The sequence below is a fragment of the Enterococcus alcedinis genome (genome assembly GCF_014635985.1).
In the GTDB taxonomy this organism is placed as follows: Bacteria; Bacillota; Bacilli; order Lactobacillales; family Enterococcaceae; genus Enterococcus_I; species Enterococcus_I alcedinis.
This window is the reverse complement of record NZ_BMDT01000005.1, coordinates 150,613-167,879: the sequence shown is the minus strand read 5'-3', so window position 1 is coordinate 167,879 and position 17,267 is coordinate 150,613. Positions and strand designations below refer to the sequence as shown.

The following is a 17,267-nucleotide window of genomic DNA, read 5'->3' as shown; positions in this document are numbered from 1 at the left end:
ATCCATTTCCGATTTCGTAAGGTTCAGCATCATAATTGTAAGTTAGTTCGATTTGCACAGAAGAACCTGGTGAATTTAAGTAAATTAAATCAAATTTATTTTCAGGGAACTCTCTACGGCTCGCCACTTCAAAATCGAATAAATTCGTATAGAAGTCTAAAGTCGCTTCAATATCTCTTACACGTAGGCAAATTTCAACAAGTACTTGGTTCATAAATATCATCCTCCAATAATTTCTTAATCTTAATTTTAGCATGAAACGGTTAGATACGCATTTTTTCAGGCTTATCTCTACGACTCTAAATGAAAAGGTGCCTTATTTACATCGGATTAGCCCAAGCCGATGAATAATAGATCAGTTTAAAAGACTCAATCAATTTCCTCATCCAATTTTGTTTTCTCTTCATAAATGGTATGCAAAATCTTTTTTAAGACGTTATAGGTAACGTCTTTTTCTTCCTCGGTTAGATCTTTTGTAAAGATGTCCACAATTTCTAGGAATACAGCATCAATCACAGGCGCGGTCTCTCGGCCTTTCTCGGTGAGATATAGACGATGGACACGCTTGTCGTGTTCATCTTTTTTGACTTCCACATAGTTATTTTTCACTAGATTTTTTACAGCTTTGGCGGTGGTTGATTTACCGACATAGAGGTACTCGCTTAATTCTTTTTGGCTAATGCCTTCATTTTTTGAAATCACGTAAAAAAAGTCGTGTTGCCCACTTTTAATATTTAAGTCTTTCAATTTATAGTTAATGATACTTTGCCCATTTCGATAAATGGCTGCATTGTATTTACTAATACTTTTCATTGTATTTGAGTTCAACTCCTTTAAAATCAGTTTCATTATAGCACAAAAGAAAGCCTCCTCATGTGATATAGAGAAGGCTAAGCAGTTTGATATTTAAATTAATCTTGAACTGGGATCGATTTTTTTTCGACCAATGATGAAATAAAGTGTAAAGGCAATAACAGCAGAAGCAGCTGCCCAAAGGTACATTTGTGAATACCCAATGCTTGCTGACACGATTCCTAGAATGATTGAACCAAGACCAATGCCGGAATCAAAAGCAGTCAGGAAGGTCGCGTTTGCCGCACCTAGACGATTCGATGGGACGCCAACCATCGCCATTGTTTGTAGGCTTGATTGGGTTGCGCCAAAACCAACGCCATAAATAAAGGCAGTCACTAAAAAGAGAGGTAAACTAGAGGCAATCGACAGCAGTCCCATTGCAATGACCACAAGAACTAAACCTGGAATAATCGCAAAATCGAAACCAAGGGTATCAATGATTTTACCAAATAAAGGTCTTGTAATGAATAAGGCGATGGCATAAACCGTGAAGAAAATCCCGATATTCGCTATTCCTTGTTCTGCGGCATACAGTGGTAAGAAACTAGTTAAGGCGCCATAAGTGATGGAGACAAAAAAGACGATAAAAGAGGGGTTCAGAGAGGACTTTTCATATAATGAACCGTTTGTTTTATTCGTTGATTGAGTCGTTGTCTCTTTGTATTTTAGTCTAAACGTCGCAATAAATCCTAAAGTAGCTAAGATTGTTGAGACATAAAAAAGCATGCTTGATCCATATCGTGCAATGAGGGATAAGCCAATTACGGGTGCAAGAGCCATCGCTAAACTACTTGTTAAGCTGAAATAACCCATGCCTTCGCCGAAACGTTTCTTAGGAATATTATCTGCTGCAATCGTACTTGAAGCCGTGCTGACGGCTCCCCAGCCAAAGCCATGAATGAAACGAATAAAGAGAATCACACTGATGACTGAAAAGATTGAATAAGACAAGACAGATAAGATGAAAATAATTAATCCGATAACAAAGACTTTTTTACGTCCAAGTTTGTCTAGTAGTAAACCTGAAATCGGTCGAATGATGACGGAAGAGACGACGAAGATTCCAGTGACTAACCCAATGACTGAGTTTGATCCACCGAGTTCTTTAATATAAAGGGGTAAGGTAGGTAATAGCATTTGAAAACTAAAAAAGATGAGTAAGTTGATTATATTGATGATAATAAAATTTTTAGTCCAAAGTGTTTCATTGTTTGTGTTCTCTTTTTGCATGACAGTATTCTCCTATATTCAAAATGGTTTCTATAGAAACTAATTTAAATATAAACGAAACTAGTTTCCTTTGCAACTATTATTGTTTTGAATTAAAAATCTGAATCATTCGCTACAAAGGAAAGTATTTTTTGACGAAGAGGACAACAGAAAGGCTCTCCATTTTTGGTATAATAGATTGGACGAATATAAAAAGAAACGAGGTCAGTCCATGGAAGTTATCGAATTAAGTCAAAGGCACATCATATTTAAAGCAGAACTTGAAGGGTGGGATTTACATCTTCACCTGATTAAAGCACAATACCAAAATTATTTAATTGATACAGGAATTGGTGAAAAGAGTCTAGTGCCTATTTGGGAGTATCTAAAAGGAGAGACGAAACCACTTGTGATCATCAATACGCATTATCATTGGGATCATATTTATGGTAATTACCATTTTTCAAAGAATCTGATTGTGTCTCATCAAATGTGTCGTGAATTGAGTTTCGAAACATGGCAAGAGTCGTTAGTACAAGCGAAAGCTTATACGGATGAGGTTGCTGAGCTGAAACTTGCGAATCTCGTTTTTGATCATCAGCTCGCTTTTCCCGAGGATGAGTTAGTTATCTTTCATACACCGGGGCATACACTTGATGGAATTAGTATTTATGATGCGCGAGAAGGTGTCTTGAATATGGGCGACAATCTTGGTGATACGTATGATGAAATTGTCCCGACGTTGGATAGCTCGAAAGCAGTCTATCTTGAAAGTCTGAATAAGTGTAAGGAATTGAAGCCCAAGATCTGTATTTCAGGGCACTGCGGCATTCAAAATCCTGATATTTTGGATAAGGTTATCAGGGAGTTGGAATAAAATAGGAAAAATTTTGATGAAAAAGATGATGCTCAGATGTATACGAATAAGAACTATAGATGAAAAGGCGTTTGGAGTGTGAAATCAAATGGAAGATAAGGAGTGTCAATTATTAAAGGAATTTCAAATTTCATGGTCTAAGAAGAAATATTGGGTGATGTCTCGTTCGCAACAAGCCTATAACCAAATTCGTTTTCTAGCGAAAGGTAATGAATGGTCATCAGAAAAACAAAAGCAATACGAAAAAATTTTAATTGATTTAGAACAAATTAAGCCAACAGATAGAACGCTGCGAGTTGCTTATCAACACGTCTGGGGCTATTTTAAAAAAGTTGCGACAGAAGTTGAAAAACAACGCTATATCAAGTTAATTGATGAAATCCCACTTGATAGTCATCAGTTGGAGGACTTTTTAAAAGCGCTTAGTTTGAAATACAATCAAGCGTATTTATTGCAGATGAAGTGGATCTTGGTAGACGAAATAGAGGCGGAATAGTAAAAAAACATCGTTCAGGACACGTGCTTGAACGATGTTTTTTATAGCGATTGACTAAGTTTGCGCTGTACGCCACAATTCTCCAAAATAGGAATCATGTGTTAATAGTTCATCAAATCGACCAGTAGAAACTATTTTTCCAGATTTAAAGACATAAATTTGTTCAACGTCCTTCACAGTATTTAATCGATGAGCAATCGTGATGATTGTTTTCTTTTTAAGAAACTGCATCAAGTTTTTCATGACTTGTTCTTCAGTGATGTTATCCATGGCAGAAGTAGCCTCATCAAGAATGATGATTTTTGCATCGGAAAAATAGAGTCGAGCTAAAGCAATTCTTTGTCGTTCACCGCCTGAAAGGGTCATCCCTCGTTCGCCGACTGCGGTATCTAGTCCGTTTGGTAGGGAGGAATAAAAAGCAGTGAGGTTGACATGATTGAAGACGTCGATAATTGCTTGATCGGGAATCGCTTGATCAAAAACAATGTTTTCTCTTAATGTGCCATTAAAAATTGGCGACTCTTGGGATGTATACGAAATATGATCGTATAAAGCATTCAAGTTGAGGCTAGACAAATCGAAACCATCAATCACGATGGATCCAGCACTTGGTTTGATTAATCCGACAAGTAGTTTCACAATTGTCGATTTTCCAGAACCACTTTCGCCAACGAAGGCAACGGAATGTCCGGCATCAATTTTTAACGAGAGTTGTTCAAAAAGTTTTTTTCCAGGATAAGAAAAATCAACCTGCTTAAAATCAATTTTGCCAGAGAGGGATGGAATCAATTTTCCTAACGTTAAATGTGGATCTTCAGGTAAATCTAAAAATTCTGTATAACGCTGGAAGGTGCTTTTATCTAATTTGTATTGTACGAACAAGACATTTAGTATCGCGATGGGAGAATAGGCTTTATCGACTAATGCGAGTAAGGCAACTAAAGCACCGACGGATAAGGATTGATTTTTCCAACTAATGAATAAAATCATTACTTTGATGGCGATGATAAAGAAGGCGAAAATCGCAAAGAATGCTTCATGAATCAATTTCATACGTGTTTTTGATGCGATAATTTGTTCAGCAGCCTGCGTCGTTTTTTCGAGCTCTTGTGGGAATTTTTTATGGAGCCGAAAAATGACTAATTCCATCAAACTACGAATCAAATAGCTATTAAACTGTTCCTCATTGTTTAGAATATGGGATTTTATATGATACAGATACTTTAATAGCAGGTTCGTCGTAATAAAAATAAGGAGATATCCGACTGCGATATAAAGCATAATCTTCGGATCGATTGCTGCAATAAAAATCAAACTAAACAAAATACTTGGTATAAGTTCGCGAAATAATCGGAAATAAAAATCAAAAAGAATGGCTTTTCCGGAATTGGCACCGCTTTCTATTCTTTGGATGAGGTTTCCCGTTCCTAAAGCTTGGTAGGCATTATAATCAATGGTGCTTACTTTTTTCATTGCCTTTAACTTAAAATCCAAGTAGATGCTTTCCGAGAGTTTTGCCCCAGGATATTCATCGAAATAACTGAATCCACAGATGAGTAATAGGACAAGCGCATAGATTAAAATGGTTTTGAAAGAAAGGTTATGGCTCCCGAAATCATCCAAGACTTTTTGGAAATATTTGGCACTAAAGGTATTGAGTAAAGCCAAACCGATTCCTAATAGTAGATAGAGGGTAACCCATAATTTTTTATTTTTTAAGATGTCAAAAAAGTGTTTCATAACTGTACTCCTTCTAATTTTTATTTGTGGTAAAAATTAGTACAGTTGAAACTGTTAGCAACTTACATCTAGCTCAGCACAATCGGCTAACAGTTGATTACAACTGTACTGAGCAGTTACCGAGTTGTTTACCTGTCATTTGGGCACGTCCTTTCGCGAGAATTATTCGTAATATGATAGTAGCATAATTGCTTGACGTATAGCTATAGTGTAAACAAAAGTACCTCTCGATAAGAGGATTCTAATCGAGAGGTGCTATTTATTCGATAAATGCGAGTTTTTCGTATTTTTCAATCAGCCAATTGGTCATGGCAATATTGGTTTTTGCTAAATCAGAATATTTATCATAACCAGTAAAATAAGCGACACAAATCAGTTGAATCGCGATAACCACTAGTGGAATTGATGTTTTTTCGATTTCAGTGAGTGTTGCAATCTCATCGTATCCTTTCATCGTATCATGAAACAAAGTAAACCATTTTTCTTCTGAGAAATCCTCTTGGCTAAATTGATCAGCTAAAATCGATGTTGTAAAGTAACAAGGATCAAAGATTCGAACGTTTATTTCAGTCATATCAAAATCAATCAACGTAAAGGAATCGTCCACGAGTAAAATATTCGAGCTGTTTAAATCGCGATGAATCAGTTGTTTGTCTAATTTTGGATGATTTTCAATTAGCGCATCCATATACGCTAATTTCGCTTCATTTTCCCATGCTAAGAATGGACTTCCGACTGGGAAGGCCCAATTGGATAATGTCTCAAGTAAGTTCGTTTGCGGGAAATCACCGGTAATCTCTTTTAACATTAAAGAAGTTTGACCGATGAGTTCACCATAAAAACGCCCCGAATAGTCAGAAGAAGATAAAATGTTTTTTGATAGCCAAGGATTTCCTTGCGATTTTGTCATTAAAAGGTACCATTGATTGCCAAATTCAAGGAAATCGGCTCCTTTTGTTGTTTGAATAATCGTAAAATCTTGTGGTAACGAAGGAATAATCGTCAAGTTTTTATTTAAATTCTCTTGGTTTTCAAAAGCTTTCAGTAGGTAGCTGTCATTAATTTCCCAAACGAATTCTGAGATATTCCCAGTGTTCGGGTAGATGGCTGCTTGAATGGTCTCGATGGGAAAATCCCAATTGCTTAGTAGTTTTCTTAGTTGATTTTGATTCATAAATTTGTAACGCTCCTTATCCATTTGTATTTTGTAGGGTTTCATTGCACTATTTGATTTTAAATAATTTGAAGGAGACATCCCATACTCTTTTGAAAAAGCTCTAAAAAATCCTGAGTAGGAATCAAAACCGTACTCGAAGGCTGTCGCTGTGATTTCACGCCCTTTTTGTATCGCGTAAAGCGCATGAATAAGGCGTCGACGAATAATGTATTGCTTGATCGGCAAGCCTGTTACCGCTTGAAATAATTTGTAAAAGTGAAAGAGTGAGTAGTGACTCATTTCAGCTAATTCTTTGATTTCAATTGTTGATGTCAGGCTTTCTTCAATATAATCTAAAATGTTTTGAAAATGATTCAACGCGATATTCTCCTTTGTTTTATTTAGATTTATCTTAACAGTCTTTGGTAGAATATAGAGTGCTAAAATTGCGATTTTTGTATTTTGTATAAAAAAATACCCACCAAACAAATTCGTTTGGTGAGCATTTTAAAAACCTATAGTTATTTTGTTTTTCCATTCATATCGATAACCATTGTCTGGCAATCATGGCAAACGAAAGCTTCTACTTTCGGACGACCAAACATACCTGAACTTTTAAAAGTAATCGCATTTTTAGCTAATACGCCTAGTGTTAACTTTTCGTTACCTGGCATCCATTTTAATGCGTAACGATCCCCTAATAAATTCCCTGCTACCATTTCATTTTCACATTTTGCGCAATTCATTCAATCATTCCTCCAAAGATGTAATTAAAAAATTCTGTTTCAGTGAATTAAAAAATGAACTTTTTAATTATACCGCATTTTGATGACAAAAAACCACTATTTTGTTTGAATGAAATTAATGGCGAAAAAAGTGGGTTGTCGAGGTATAATGAGAACGACTATTGGTTTAATGGAGGGCGATTTGATGAAATTTGTTTTTGATTTAGATGGGACGATTTGTTTTAAAGGACAACCAATTGTACCTGAGATTCTTCAAGCGTTGCATGAATTAACTGAATTGGGTCATGAAGTGATTTTTGCTTCGGCTCGACCGATTCGTGACATGCTACCGGTGATTGCTTGTCCTTTTCATGGCTATCCCATGATTGGTGGAAATGGTTCGATGATTTTTCTCAATGGTGAAATCGTGCACTCTACGACATTTTCTCTACATGAAATGCAGTTAATCAAGCAATGGATCGAAGAGCATCGAACAACCTACTTAATAGATAGTGACTGGGACTATGCATATACTGGATCCAAGACGCATCCAATTCGTAAAAATGTCGATCCTGCTAACTTAGCGCAATGTTGTCCATTAGAAGCGTTAGATACAATTACGAAAGTTCTTTTTTTGACAGCAGACCGAATGGAGAAACTGGCAGAAAAGTTAGAAGAACTAGACGTTTATGTTCATCGCCATGGCCAAGAAAATGTCCTTGATGTGAGCCCAAAAGGGGTGCATAAATGGTCAGCTTTGCAAAGAATGGGTGTGGAGGAGCAAGCTTATATTGCTTTTGGTAATGATGCGAATGACCAGACGATGTTTGAAAACTCATTGTATAGCGTACGAATTGGTTCGTATGAGTCGCTAGAGTTATTCGCAAGTGAGACAATCGAATTAGCCGGGGATTACGAACAAACGATTGTGGAGCGAATACAGGAGCTAGGAAGACAGTATCACGGATATTCATTACCTGAATGAGAAACTGAAGGTAAATTCGAACAAGTGAGTCTTTCAATTGCTCGAATTTAGTGGAGTTTTTAGAAAGGGCAGGCTTTGGTTACCCGTTTATCCATCAAATGTTCATGTGAGAACGAAGGCCTGCGACTGATGTCGTAGGCTTTTTGAGAATCTATCCCACTTTTTCCAACAACAATTACTTCAGCACTAGCTATGCAGATAGAAACAGGTCGTTTTCAAATAAATTTTGGATTAAAGTTCGAAAGGGAGCGATTATTCATAATACTCACTAGGAAGTATTGAATGAATGTATTTGCGATGACGCGTTCACATTTTCTTAGTAGATACTTTTTTCCGATGATGAAGTGATGTTTGGTTCGAAGATTCAATAAAAAAATTCTAAGTTTCATTAATTTATGCAAAGCAGAGACAACCAGTGTTACTATTTTACAATGGAAAATGGATTAGAAAAATCGTCTGTTACTTAAAAAATCACTAGAAAGAACCGATGCCGAGATTGTAAAGGTTTTGGATATTAATGAAGGAAAAAATCGAAGGAATTGGATTTTTATGAGAAGATTGTGTTTTTTTTTAGAAAAAACTCACAGATTCCTTGACGTGGTTATTTATTTTCGTTAACATTTATGTAACAGTTAAGTTTACCTGTAATAGCTTTCATAGGAAATGAGTAAGGAGGAGATTGAATGAGTGTAGATGCCATTCAAAAAATTATTGAAGCTGAAGTTGAAGCAGAAGAAATCATTCAAGAGACAGCCGCATTGATACAAGAAAAAAAACAAGCGAGTCAAGAAGCGCTTGATGCCTTTCGTAAAGAGTTACGTGAACAAGAGAAAGCTGAACAACAGCGATTGCTTGAACAATCGGAATCAGAGTTTGCACAACTAAAAGCACCTTTAACAACGAAGACCAATGGAGAAATCGAGAAATTACAACAAGTCTCTCCAGCGTTGCGTGAAAAAGCCATCGCAAAAATGATTGAAGAGGTGGTGGGTTAATTGGCCATTGTTCAAATGCAAAAATTTCATGTGTTAAGTTTCAAAAAGACACACGAAAAGCTGCTACAAAGCTTGCAGAATTTTCAAAAAGCAGAGATTTTACCAGCAGATGAAGGGATTTTGCTTTCAGATAACCATTTCTTGAAAGATGATTCATCCGCGATGACCGAAAAATTAGAAAATCAATTGGCTCGGGTTTTATGGGCGAAGGACTTTCTAGCAAATTATTTACCTAAAGCATCTTTTATTCAGAAATTAAGAAATCAACCGCCAACATATACCCTGGCACAATTAGAACACATCACCGAAACATCTGATTGGGAAACATTCGTTGAGGATTTACGCGCAAAAGACCGTCGTCTACGAATGATTGCTCAAGAAAAACAAGACCTTTCTAAAGAAGAAAACGAACTGAATCGTTGGCGCTATTTCGACGAATCCCCTGCAGTTCTCAATGAATTAAAGCATTCTGTCGGACTGTTAGGCACGATATCGAATGAACAAATACCCACTTTAAATCATGAACTTGAGAAATATCCAAGTTCTTACTATCAAATCATCCAACAAACAACTTCAACAACGTATTTGTTGTTACTTTTCCACAAAACCAATCAACAAAAGGTTCGATACTCGTTATCAACAGTTGGTTTTGATGAATATCACTATCCTTTCCAAGGAAAACCACAAGAGGCTCTTTCAGAAGTCAAAGAAAAAATGGCTGCTATTATTGCAGAAGAAAAAGAAATTAAAGCAGCACTCAGTCAAATGAAGGCGGAAGCACTTCAAATGAACGTGATTGCCGAGTACTATAGTAGTCAAGTTGTGAAAAGTCAGAGCAAGGAACGCTTGTTTCAGTCGAAAGCAGTCACAAGTTTAGCGGGTTGGGTTCCAACAGCTGAAGCTGCGAAATTAGAGGAACAAATCAAGCACGCTACAAATAATGAGTATTACTTAGTATTTGAAGAAGTTCGAGAAGAAGAAATCGCAGAAGTTCCAATTTTACTTAAAAATAATCGTTGGGTAGCACCTTTTGAGACATTGATTGAAATGTATAGTTTACCGAAATACGATGAAATTGATCCAACCCCGTTTATGGCACCTTTTTACGCCTTAGCATTCGGAATGATGGTTGCCGATTTTGGTTATGGTTTAATCTTATTCTTAGCGATTCTTTTGGCTAAAAAAATCTTCTATTTTGAAGCAGGGATGAAACGTAACCTGACATTCTTTCAGTTGTGTGCCTTACCGACGATGATGTGGGGCTTAATTTATGGTAGTTTCTTTGGAATGACCATGCCGTTTCAGTTGCTATCGAACCAATCCGATATTACGGAAATTTTATTAATCTCAGTTATCTTCGGTTATATTCAAATTTTCTTTGCTTTAATTTTGAAGTTTTACTTATTATGGGCGAAGAAAAAACAGAAATTCAATGCAATTTTCCAAGCAGGTTCATGGATGTTATTCCTGATTAGTGGTGCACTTTTAGCTTTAGGATTGACCATTTTACCCGATTCAAGCTTAAGCACAGTTGGTGGAATTGGCTTTGCGGTAGCGTTGATTGCCATTGTTATCGGTGGAAGTGTTGAAGGTGAAACATTAGCTGGTAAAATTGGTTCCGGTTTATACGGTTTAATGGATTTAACGAATTACATGAGTGATTTAGTCAGTTATACGCGTTTAATGGCGCTAGGGGTTGCCGGTGGTAGTATTGCGGCGGCATTTAACTTAATTATTAGTTATTTCCCACCCGTTGCACGCTTTACAATCGGTGCCTTACTCTTTGTCTTATTGCATGCGATTAATATTTTCTTAAGTTACTTAGGAGCCTATGTTCATGGGATTCGCCTACAGTACTTAGAGTTCTTTGGTAAATTCTTTACCGGTGGAGGACGCGCTTTTAAACCACTAAAAGCAAGTAATAAATACGTGACGATTGTGTCAGATGAAAACAAACAACAGGAGGAACAAGAATAGTATGGAAAATTGGATTAGCTTTTTTTATGAAAACGGTGGCTTACTTTTTGCCGGATTAGGTGTTGCAACAGCAACAATTTGTGGAGGGATTGGTTCAACAATTGGTGTTGGGATGACGTCTCAAGCAGCAGCAGGATTAATTGCAGAAGAACCAGAGAAATTTGGTCAAGCGTTGATCTTAGAGCTTTTATCAGCAACTCAAGGACTATACGGATTCGTTATTTCCTTCATGATTTTCTTACAAATTACGGGAGACATTAGTTTCCAACGTGGATTATTCTTATTTATTGCATCATTACCGATTTCATTAACGGCAATTGCCAACGGTTTATGGCAAGGTCGTGGATCAGCTGCAGCAATGCAAATTTTAGCCAAAAAGCCAGAACATACGACAAAAGGGATTATTTTTGTAGCGATGATGGAAACATACGCTATCTTAGGATTCGTTATTTCTTTCTTATTGGTGATGAGCTAGGAGGAAAACAATGTCTGATATTACAAAATTAACGACAAAAATTAAAGACGATGCGGTTAAAAAACAAGCATCACTTGTTAAAGAAGCTGAAAAAGAATTAACGCAAAGCGAACATTTGAAAAAGACGCAACTGGAAAAAGAATCAGTAGAACATCTTAAACGTTACGAACGTGAATTACAGCGTGAGTTGAGTTTAAAAGTTTCAGAGTTACATGTGAAATCACGTAACCGTGTATTAGCAGCAAAACAACAAATTTTAGATGAGTTGTTTGAAGAAGCAAAAGTAAGATTACAACAATTACCTGCGGATCAAGTCGAAGCATTTGTGTTACGAAAACTGCAAGTGACACAATTAACTGGTGAGGTTGAATTGATTTTTGGGGACAAAACACAACCGTTAATTACAGAAGAAATGATGCAAAACTGGCAAAACACCTTGGGAGACGAAGTCACATTGAAACGTGTAAAACATCGGATTCCAAATCGTAGCGGTGTCGTATTTAGACAAGGTGAAATTGAGTTCAACTATATCTTCGAAGCGTTATTAGAGTCAAAAGAAGAGGATTTAAGTTATCAATTAATTGAACTTATTTTTGAACAAGAATAGGAGGGATTTCTTGAAAGACATTCAATACAGCAGTGCAAACGTGCGTATTCGGACCTACGAAGGTCGATTGCTTGATCGCTCTGTTTTTGACCGTTTGCTAAGTGTTGAAAGAGCAAGTGATTTATATTCTATTTTGCTTGAAACACCATATGGCGACTTTATTGATGAAAAGACATCAAAACATGATTTTGAAGAAGTGCTTTTATTAGAAGAAAAGCGGACGTTTGACCTAGCCTATGAATTGGCACCTCTAAAAGCAGTAGTGGATATTTTTACTTTGAAGTATGATTATCACAACCTAAAAGTGCTCGTAAAAAGCTGGTACACAAAGGAAGATTTGAGTGACTTACTTTTACCTTTTGGGGCATTTGATCGTAATCTTTTGAAAGAATTGGTACAAACAAGAACGCACAAGGAAGCACCACAAGTCTTGATTGATTGTTTAGAAGAAGTCTTTTCATATATTGAAGATTACGAGGAAGTCCAAGGTATTGATATTATTTTCGATAACTATTACTGGCGTCACTTTTTAGAAGTGGCGGAAGCGTCAAAAGAAGCCGATTTTATTGAACTGGCGCAACGCATGATTGATTTGTTTAACCTATCAACCATTTTAAGAAGCTATATGATGGGACGTAAAAAAGGCTTTATGAACGCCGTGGTCGCAGAAGGTGGAACATTGCCGACGGAGCAATTAGTCAGTCATATTCAACGCTCTCTAGCCGATTTTGGTGCGTACTTAAAAAGCACACCATATGGTAGTGTCAGTGATGTAGTCATTGAGGGGCTAAAAACAACAGGAACATTAAATCATTTTGACATGTTAAAAGATGATTTTACGATGCGCTATTTTAAGGAAAAGAAAATGATTCCTTTTGGTCCAAGTGCGATTTTGGGTTATCTTTATGCAAAAGAAACAGAAATCAAAAACCTACGCATGATCTTTATTGGGAAAATCAATAAAGTGCCAGTAGAAAAGTTAAGAAGTCGGGTGCGTGATTCTTATGTATAAAAAAATTGGTATGTTAGGTGGAAAAAACTCGATTTTACCTTTTAAAGGCTTAGGAATTGATGTTTTTCCGGTCACCGACCTTGAAGCAGCGAAAAAACAATTAGAAGAAATGGCACCGGATTATGGCGTGATTTTTATCACTGAACGAATTGTTGAACAGCTCGAATCAGAGATTGCACATTACGACGATCATGTGACACCGGCAATCATCCCGATTCCAAGTAGTAGCGGAGTCCTAGGAATTGGCATGGATCGCCTGAAAAAAACCGTCGAAGAAGCCATCGGTATGGCCATTTTACAAGATGATTAAAGTAGAGGAGGAACGTCTTTGGCAATTGGAGAAATTATCAAAGTTTCCGGTCCTTTAGTCCAAGCGATTGGCTTACATAATGCGAAGATTCATGAGATTTGTAAGGTCAGTGATAAAGGATTATTGGGAGAAATAATAGAGTTAAAAAAAGGTATTGCATCGATTCAAGTTTATGAAGAAACAAATGGTATTGGTCCAGGTGAAGTAGTCGAATCAATCGGTACGCCACTTTCGGTTGAGTTAGCACCGGGATTACTCGGTCAAATGTTTGACGGGATTCAACGCCCTTTAGATAAATTTATGGCGCAAGCTCAAAGTGATTATTTAGAGCGTGGGATTACGATTGATGCCCTGGATTGGCAAAAAAAATGGACTTTTGTTCCAAAGAAAGCCGCAGGTGATACAGTTGAAGCCGGCGATATTATCGGTGTTGTTCAAGAAACCGAAGTGGTTGAACACCGTGTGATGGTACCAAATGGCGTCAGTGGTGTGATTAAAGAAATTAAAGCGGGGAACTTTAGTATTACAGAACCCGTTTGTATTTTGGAAACAGCCAATGGCACAGAAAAGAAATTACCGATGTTGCAACGTTGGCCAGTTCGTAAACCACGTCCAAGCCGTCGTAAACTGAAACCAGGAAGCCCATTGATTACCGGTCAACGCGTTGTTGATACGTTTTTCCCTGTGGCAAAAGGGGGATCGGCTGCTGTACCGGGACCTTTTGGTGCGGGGAAAACCGTTGTACAACACCAAATCGCTAAGTGGTCAGATGTGGATATTGTCGTTTATGTTGGTTGTGGCGAGCGCGGAAATGAAATGAAAGACGTTATTAACGAGTTCTCTGAATTGATTGACCCAAAAACAGGTAAGTCATTGATGGAACGTACCGTTTTAATTGCGAATACGTCGAACATGCCAGTAGCAGCGCGTGAAGCATCGATCTATACGGGTATTACGATTGCTGAATATTATCGTGATATGGGCTATGACGTAGCAATCATGGCTGATTCAACTTCGCGTTGGGCAGAAGCTTTACGTGAGATGAGCGGTCGCTTACAAGAAATTCCAGGTGATGAAGGGTATCCAGCGTATCTAGGTAGTCGAATTGCGGAATACTATGAGCGCGCGGGTCGTTATGAAACGCTAGGTAGCGATAATCGTGAAGGAAGTATCACTGCCATCGGTGCCGTATCACCAGCTGGTGGGGATATTAGTGAACCGGTAACGCAAAATACGTTACGGATTGTTAAAGTCTTCTGGGCATTAGATAGTGCCCTTGCCCAAAAACGTCACTTCCCATCAATTAACTGGACGAATTCCTATTCCTTATATGAAAATGAATTACTCGAATATTTAGATGAATTATTTGACGGTCAATGGTCCAAACAAGTTCATGAAGCGATGACATTGTTACAAGAAGAAGAGCGTTTAGATGAAATTGTCCAACTAGTTGGAATTGAAGCACTCTTACCAAAAGACCGAATGACGCTAGTGATTGCTCGTTCGATCCGTCAAGATTACTTGCAACAAAATGCTTTTGACGATGTTGATACGTTTACTTCGAGAGAAAAGCAATTTTACTTATTGCGCAATATCTTATCGTTTTACCATGAGTCCTTGCGAGCGATCGAATTGGGTGCTTATTTCAATGAAATCATTCAAGGAACGATTGATTTACGTGAGAAAATTGCACGTAGTAAGTATATTTCTGAAGAAAATCTTGATCAATTAATGAACTTAGAAAATGAAATCAAAGAAGCATTGCAACAAATTGTTGAAAAAGGGGGGATGGAATAAATGTTAAAAGAATACCGTTCCGTCTCTGAAATTTATGGGCCGATTATGGTCGTTGAAAACGTAGAAGGCGTGAAATACGATGAACTGGTTGAAATTCGGACTGACAGTGGTGAACTCCGTCGTGGACAAGTACTTGAAGTGACAAAAGATAAAGCGATTGTCCAAGTCTTTGAAGGAACGAGTAACTTAGGTGCGGAAGAAAGCCGGATTCGTTTCCTAGGAACTGGTTTAACCGTCGGCGTCTCACAAGACATGCTTGGACGTATTTTTGATGGCTTAGGACAACCGATTGATGATGGTCCACGGATCATTCCAGATAAACGAGTCGATGTAAATGGCGCATCAATTAATCCGATGGCACGTGCCTTCCCAGATGAATTTATCCAAACGGGAATTTCAGCGATTGACCACTTGAACACGCTTGTTCGTGGACAAAAACTGCCGATTTTCTCATCTGCTGGAATGCCGCATAAAGAAATTGCTGCACAAATCGCCCGTCAAGCAACGGTACCAAACGATGAGGGCAACTTTGCGATAGTTTTTGGTGCGATTGGGATTCCCTTTGAAGAATCTGAATTCTTTATCGATGAATTTCGCAAAACAGGTGCACTTGATCGTTCGGTGATGTTTTTAAACTTAGCCAATGACCCAGCGATTGAACGGATTGCGACACCAAGAATGGCATTAGCCACAGCCGAATATTTAGCCTTTGAAAAAGGCATGCATGTCTTAGTTATTTTGACAGATATGACGAACTACTGTGAAGCCTTACGTGAAATTTCAGCGGCACGTCGTGAAGTTCCAGGTCGTCGTGGTTACCCAGGCTACCTTTATACCGACCTTGCAGGGTTGTATGAGCGTGCCGGTATGTTGACGGATAAACCAGGCTCAATTACACAGATTCCAATCCTAACGATGCCAGATAATGATAAGACCCATCCAATTCCAGATTTAACTGGTTATATTACGGAAGGTCAAATTATCTTATCGCCAGACTTAGAAAAACGAAATATCAATCCACCAATTGATGTCTTACCAAGTTTATCTCGTCTAAAAGATAAAGGAACAGGCGAAGATAAAACCAGAAAAGACCATGCAGATACGATGAACCAAATGTTTGCCGCCTATGCAGATGGAAAAGATGCGAAAGAATTAGCGGTTGTTTTAGGCGAAACAGCCTTATCAGAAATTGACCGTAAATATGCAAGATTTGCCGATTTATTTGAAAAAGAATACTTAAACCAAGGATTCTATAATAATCGTAGCATTGAGGATACGTTAGATTTAAGCTGGAAATTACTAGCAACCTTACCAAAAACGGAACTGAATCGAATCAAAGAAGAATACATTGAAGAATTCTTCCCAGAGACGAAGGAGTGACAGTAGATGGCAATTTTAAACGTGACACCTACACGGATGGAACTCAGTCGTTTACGCAAACGACTTAGGACCGCAACACGTGGTCATAAGCTTTTAAAAGATAAACAAGATGAGTTGGTGCGCCAATTTATCCAGATGGTTAAGAAGAATCAAACATTACGTAAGGAAATGGAACAGGCGCTTTTCCAAGGGATGGAAGGTTATGTACTCGCATCAGGTAGTATTCCTGATCACGTTTTACAAGAAGCATTCTCGATTCCTTTAAATACCGTGTCACTCGATGTTCAAAGTAAGAGCATTATGAACACCGAGGTTCCTGTTTTTAATACGATGTTTAGTGAAGAAACCGACGTTGATGATTTCTCATACGGATTTATGTCGACGACGAGCGAACTCGATGCCTCACTGGGGCATTTAGATTCGATCTTGCCATTGATGTTACAACTTGCTGAAGTCGAAAAAACGTGTCAGTTAATTGGTAAAGAAATTGAAAGTACGAAACGCCGAGTCAACGCACTCGAGTACTTAACGATTCCCAATTTAACCGACACCATTCAATACATTGAAAATACCCTTGACGAAAACGAACGTGGCAACTTGACTCGTTTGATGAAGGTCATTGATATTTTAGAAGACGAAGCCAATCAATAGAAAAATGGGCATGAGAAAAG

General features: G+C 37.8%; 18 protein-coding genes. 12 read left to right on the top strand and 6 right to left on the bottom strand.

The genetic code is table 11. The annotated features are described in order from the left end of the window. The 3 genes from IEV09_RS07225 to IEV09_RS07215 all read right to left on the bottom strand — a co-directional run. The coding region (locus IEV09_RS07225) for a VOC family protein (RefSeq protein WP_188367612.1) at positions 1 to 214 on the bottom strand (214 nt) is incomplete at its 3' end. Positions 215 to 369: 155 nt separating this feature from the next. Further along, positions 370 to 813, bottom strand: a complete 444-nt coding sequence (locus tag IEV09_RS07220; protein WP_188367611.1) for a MarR family winged helix-turn-helix transcriptional regulator — start codon at positions 811 to 813, stop codon at positions 370 to 372. Positions 814 to 906: 93 nt separating this feature from the next. Next, the gene (locus IEV09_RS07215; protein WP_188367610.1) at positions 907 to 2,085 is read right to left on the bottom strand and encodes an MFS transporter; all 1,179 of its coding nucleotides are present in this window, start codon (positions 2,083 to 2,085) and stop codon (positions 907 to 909) included. Between the two features lie 211 nt (positions 2,086 to 2,296). On the opposite strand from IEV09_RS07215, the gene IEV09_RS07210 reads away from it, so the two are divergent. Continuing rightward, entirely contained in the window at positions 2,297 to 2,941 is a 645-nt protein-coding gene (locus IEV09_RS07210; protein WP_188367609.1) for an MBL fold metallo-hydrolase, read from the top strand. A gap of 88 nt (positions 2,942 to 3,029) precedes the next feature. Beyond that, complete coding sequence (locus IEV09_RS07205; RefSeq protein WP_188367608.1) at positions 3,030 to 3,437, top strand: YbgA family protein; 408 nt, start codon at positions 3,030 to 3,032, stop codon at positions 3,435 to 3,437. A gap of 54 nt (positions 3,438 to 3,491) precedes the next feature. Here IEV09_RS07205 and IEV09_RS07200 read toward each other — a convergent pair whose 3' ends face one another. From IEV09_RS07200 to IEV09_RS07190, 3 genes are all read right to left on the bottom strand, one after another. Then, on the bottom strand, positions 3,492 to 5,177 hold the full coding sequence (locus tag IEV09_RS07200; protein ID WP_188367607.1) for an ABC transporter ATP-binding protein: 1,686 nt from the start codon (positions 5,175 to 5,177) through the stop codon (positions 3,492 to 3,494). Positions 5,178 to 5,436: 259 nt separating this feature from the next. Beyond that, on the bottom strand, positions 5,437 to 6,711 hold the full coding sequence (locus tag IEV09_RS07195; protein ID WP_188367606.1) for a helix-turn-helix domain-containing protein: 1,275 nt from the start codon (positions 6,709 to 6,711) through the stop codon (positions 5,437 to 5,439). A 143-nt stretch (positions 6,712 to 6,854) separates the two neighbouring features. After that, complete coding sequence (locus tag IEV09_RS07190; RefSeq protein WP_188367605.1) at positions 6,855 to 7,079, bottom strand: PF20097 family protein; 225 nt, start codon at positions 7,077 to 7,079, stop codon at positions 6,855 to 6,857. 184 nt (positions 7,080 to 7,263) lie between these two features. On the opposite strand from IEV09_RS07190, the gene IEV09_RS07185 reads away from it, so the two are divergent. The 10 genes from IEV09_RS07185 to IEV09_RS07140 all read left to right on the top strand — a co-directional run bounded on the left by IEV09_RS07185 (position 7,264) and on the right by IEV09_RS07140 (position 17,247). Then, positions 7,264 to 8,043, top strand: a complete 780-nt coding sequence (locus IEV09_RS07185; RefSeq protein WP_188367604.1) for an HAD-IIB family hydrolase — start codon at positions 7,264 to 7,266, stop codon at positions 8,041 to 8,043. 683 nt (positions 8,044 to 8,726) lie between these two features. Next, positions 8,727 to 9,038 carry a hypothetical protein gene (locus IEV09_RS07180; RefSeq protein ID WP_188367603.1) on the top strand — a complete coding sequence of 104 codons (312 nt, stop codon included), beginning with the start codon at positions 8,727 to 8,729 and terminating at the stop codon, positions 9,036 to 9,038. Beyond that, the gene (locus IEV09_RS07175; protein ID WP_188367602.1) at positions 9,039 to 11,015 is read left to right on the top strand and encodes a V-type ATP synthase subunit I; all 1,977 of its coding nucleotides are present in this window, start codon (positions 9,039 to 9,041) and stop codon (positions 11,013 to 11,015) included. It begins immediately after the preceding gene. Between the two features lies 1 nt (position 11,016). Then, positions 11,017 to 11,490: a V-type ATP synthase subunit K gene (locus tag IEV09_RS07170; RefSeq protein WP_188367601.1), complete on the top strand. Its 474-nt coding sequence runs from the start codon at positions 11,017 to 11,019 to the stop codon at positions 11,488 to 11,490. A gap of 10 nt (positions 11,491 to 11,500) precedes the next feature. After that, positions 11,501 to 12,097 (top strand): V-type ATP synthase subunit E, encoded by a 597-nt coding sequence (locus IEV09_RS07165; RefSeq protein WP_188367600.1) that lies wholly within the window; start codon positions 11,501 to 11,503, stop codon positions 12,095 to 12,097. Positions 12,098 to 12,107: 10 nt separating this feature from the next. Next, on the top strand, positions 12,108 to 13,109 hold the full coding sequence (locus tag IEV09_RS07160; protein WP_188367599.1) for a V-type ATP synthase subunit C: 1,002 nt from the start codon (positions 12,108 to 12,110) through the stop codon (positions 13,107 to 13,109). After that, positions 13,102 to 13,419 (top strand): V-type ATP synthase subunit F, encoded by a 318-nt coding sequence (locus tag IEV09_RS07155; protein ID WP_188367598.1) that lies wholly within the window; start codon positions 13,102 to 13,104, stop codon positions 13,417 to 13,419. Before IEV09_RS07160 ends, IEV09_RS07155 begins: the two co-directional genes overlap by 8 nt. Positions 13,420 to 13,437: 18 nt before the next feature. Next, complete coding sequence (locus IEV09_RS07150) at positions 13,438 to 15,216, top strand: V-type ATP synthase subunit A (RefSeq protein WP_188367597.1); 1,779 nt, start codon at positions 13,438 to 13,440, stop codon at positions 15,214 to 15,216. Further along, the gene (locus IEV09_RS07145) at positions 15,217 to 16,596 is read left to right on the top strand and encodes a V-type ATP synthase subunit B (RefSeq protein WP_188367596.1); all 1,380 of its coding nucleotides are present in this window, start codon (positions 15,217 to 15,219) and stop codon (positions 16,594 to 16,596) included. Between the two features lie 6 nt (positions 16,597 to 16,602). Beyond that, positions 16,603 to 17,247, top strand: coding sequence for a V-type ATP synthase subunit D (locus tag IEV09_RS07140; protein WP_188367595.1), 645 nt, complete (start codon positions 16,603 to 16,605; stop codon positions 17,245 to 17,247). Positions 17,248 to 17,267 lie beyond the last annotated feature (20 nt).

What these genes read in the sequence shown, in the direction of transcription:
- IEV09_RS07220 (WP_188367611.1), bottom strand. Translation starts at nt 813, where the DNA reads ATGAAAAGTATTAGTAAATACAATGCAGCCATTTATCGAAATGGGCAA.
- IEV09_RS07215 (WP_188367610.1), bottom strand. Translation starts at nt 2,085, where the DNA reads ATGCAAAAAGAGAACACAAACAATGAAACACTTTGGACTAAAAATTTT.
- IEV09_RS07210 (WP_188367609.1), top strand. Translation starts at nt 2,297, where the DNA reads ATGGAAGTTATCGAATTAAGTCAAAGGCACATCATATTTAAAGCAGAA.
- IEV09_RS07205 (WP_188367608.1), top strand. Translation starts at nt 3,030, where the DNA reads ATGGAAGATAAGGAGTGTCAATTATTAAAGGAATTTCAAATTTCATGG.
- IEV09_RS07200 (WP_188367607.1), bottom strand. Translation starts at nt 5,177, where the DNA reads ATGAAACACTTTTTTGACATCTTAAAAAATAAAAAATTATGGGTTACC.
- IEV09_RS07190 (WP_188367605.1), bottom strand. Translation starts at nt 7,079, where the DNA reads ATGAATTGCGCAAAATGTGAAAATGAAATGGTAGCAGGGAATTTATTA.
- IEV09_RS07185 (WP_188367604.1), top strand. Translation starts at nt 7,264, where the DNA reads ATGAAATTTGTTTTTGATTTAGATGGGACGATTTGTTTTAAAGGACAA.
- IEV09_RS07180 (WP_188367603.1), top strand. Translation starts at nt 8,727, where the DNA reads ATGAGTGTAGATGCCATTCAAAAAATTATTGAAGCTGAAGTTGAAGCA.
- IEV09_RS07170 (WP_188367601.1), top strand. Translation starts at nt 11,017, where the DNA reads ATGGAAAATTGGATTAGCTTTTTTTATGAAAACGGTGGCTTACTTTTT.
- IEV09_RS07165 (WP_188367600.1), top strand. Translation starts at nt 11,501, where the DNA reads ATGTCTGATATTACAAAATTAACGACAAAAATTAAAGACGATGCGGTT.
- IEV09_RS07155 (WP_188367598.1), top strand. Translation starts at nt 13,102, where the DNA reads ATGTATAAAAAAATTGGTATGTTAGGTGGAAAAAACTCGATTTTACCT.
- IEV09_RS07145 (WP_188367596.1), top strand. Translation starts at nt 15,217, where the DNA reads ATGTTAAAAGAATACCGTTCCGTCTCTGAAATTTATGGGCCGATTATG.
- IEV09_RS07140 (WP_188367595.1), top strand. Translation starts at nt 16,603, where the DNA reads ATGGCAATTTTAAACGTGACACCTACACGGATGGAACTCAGTCGTTTA.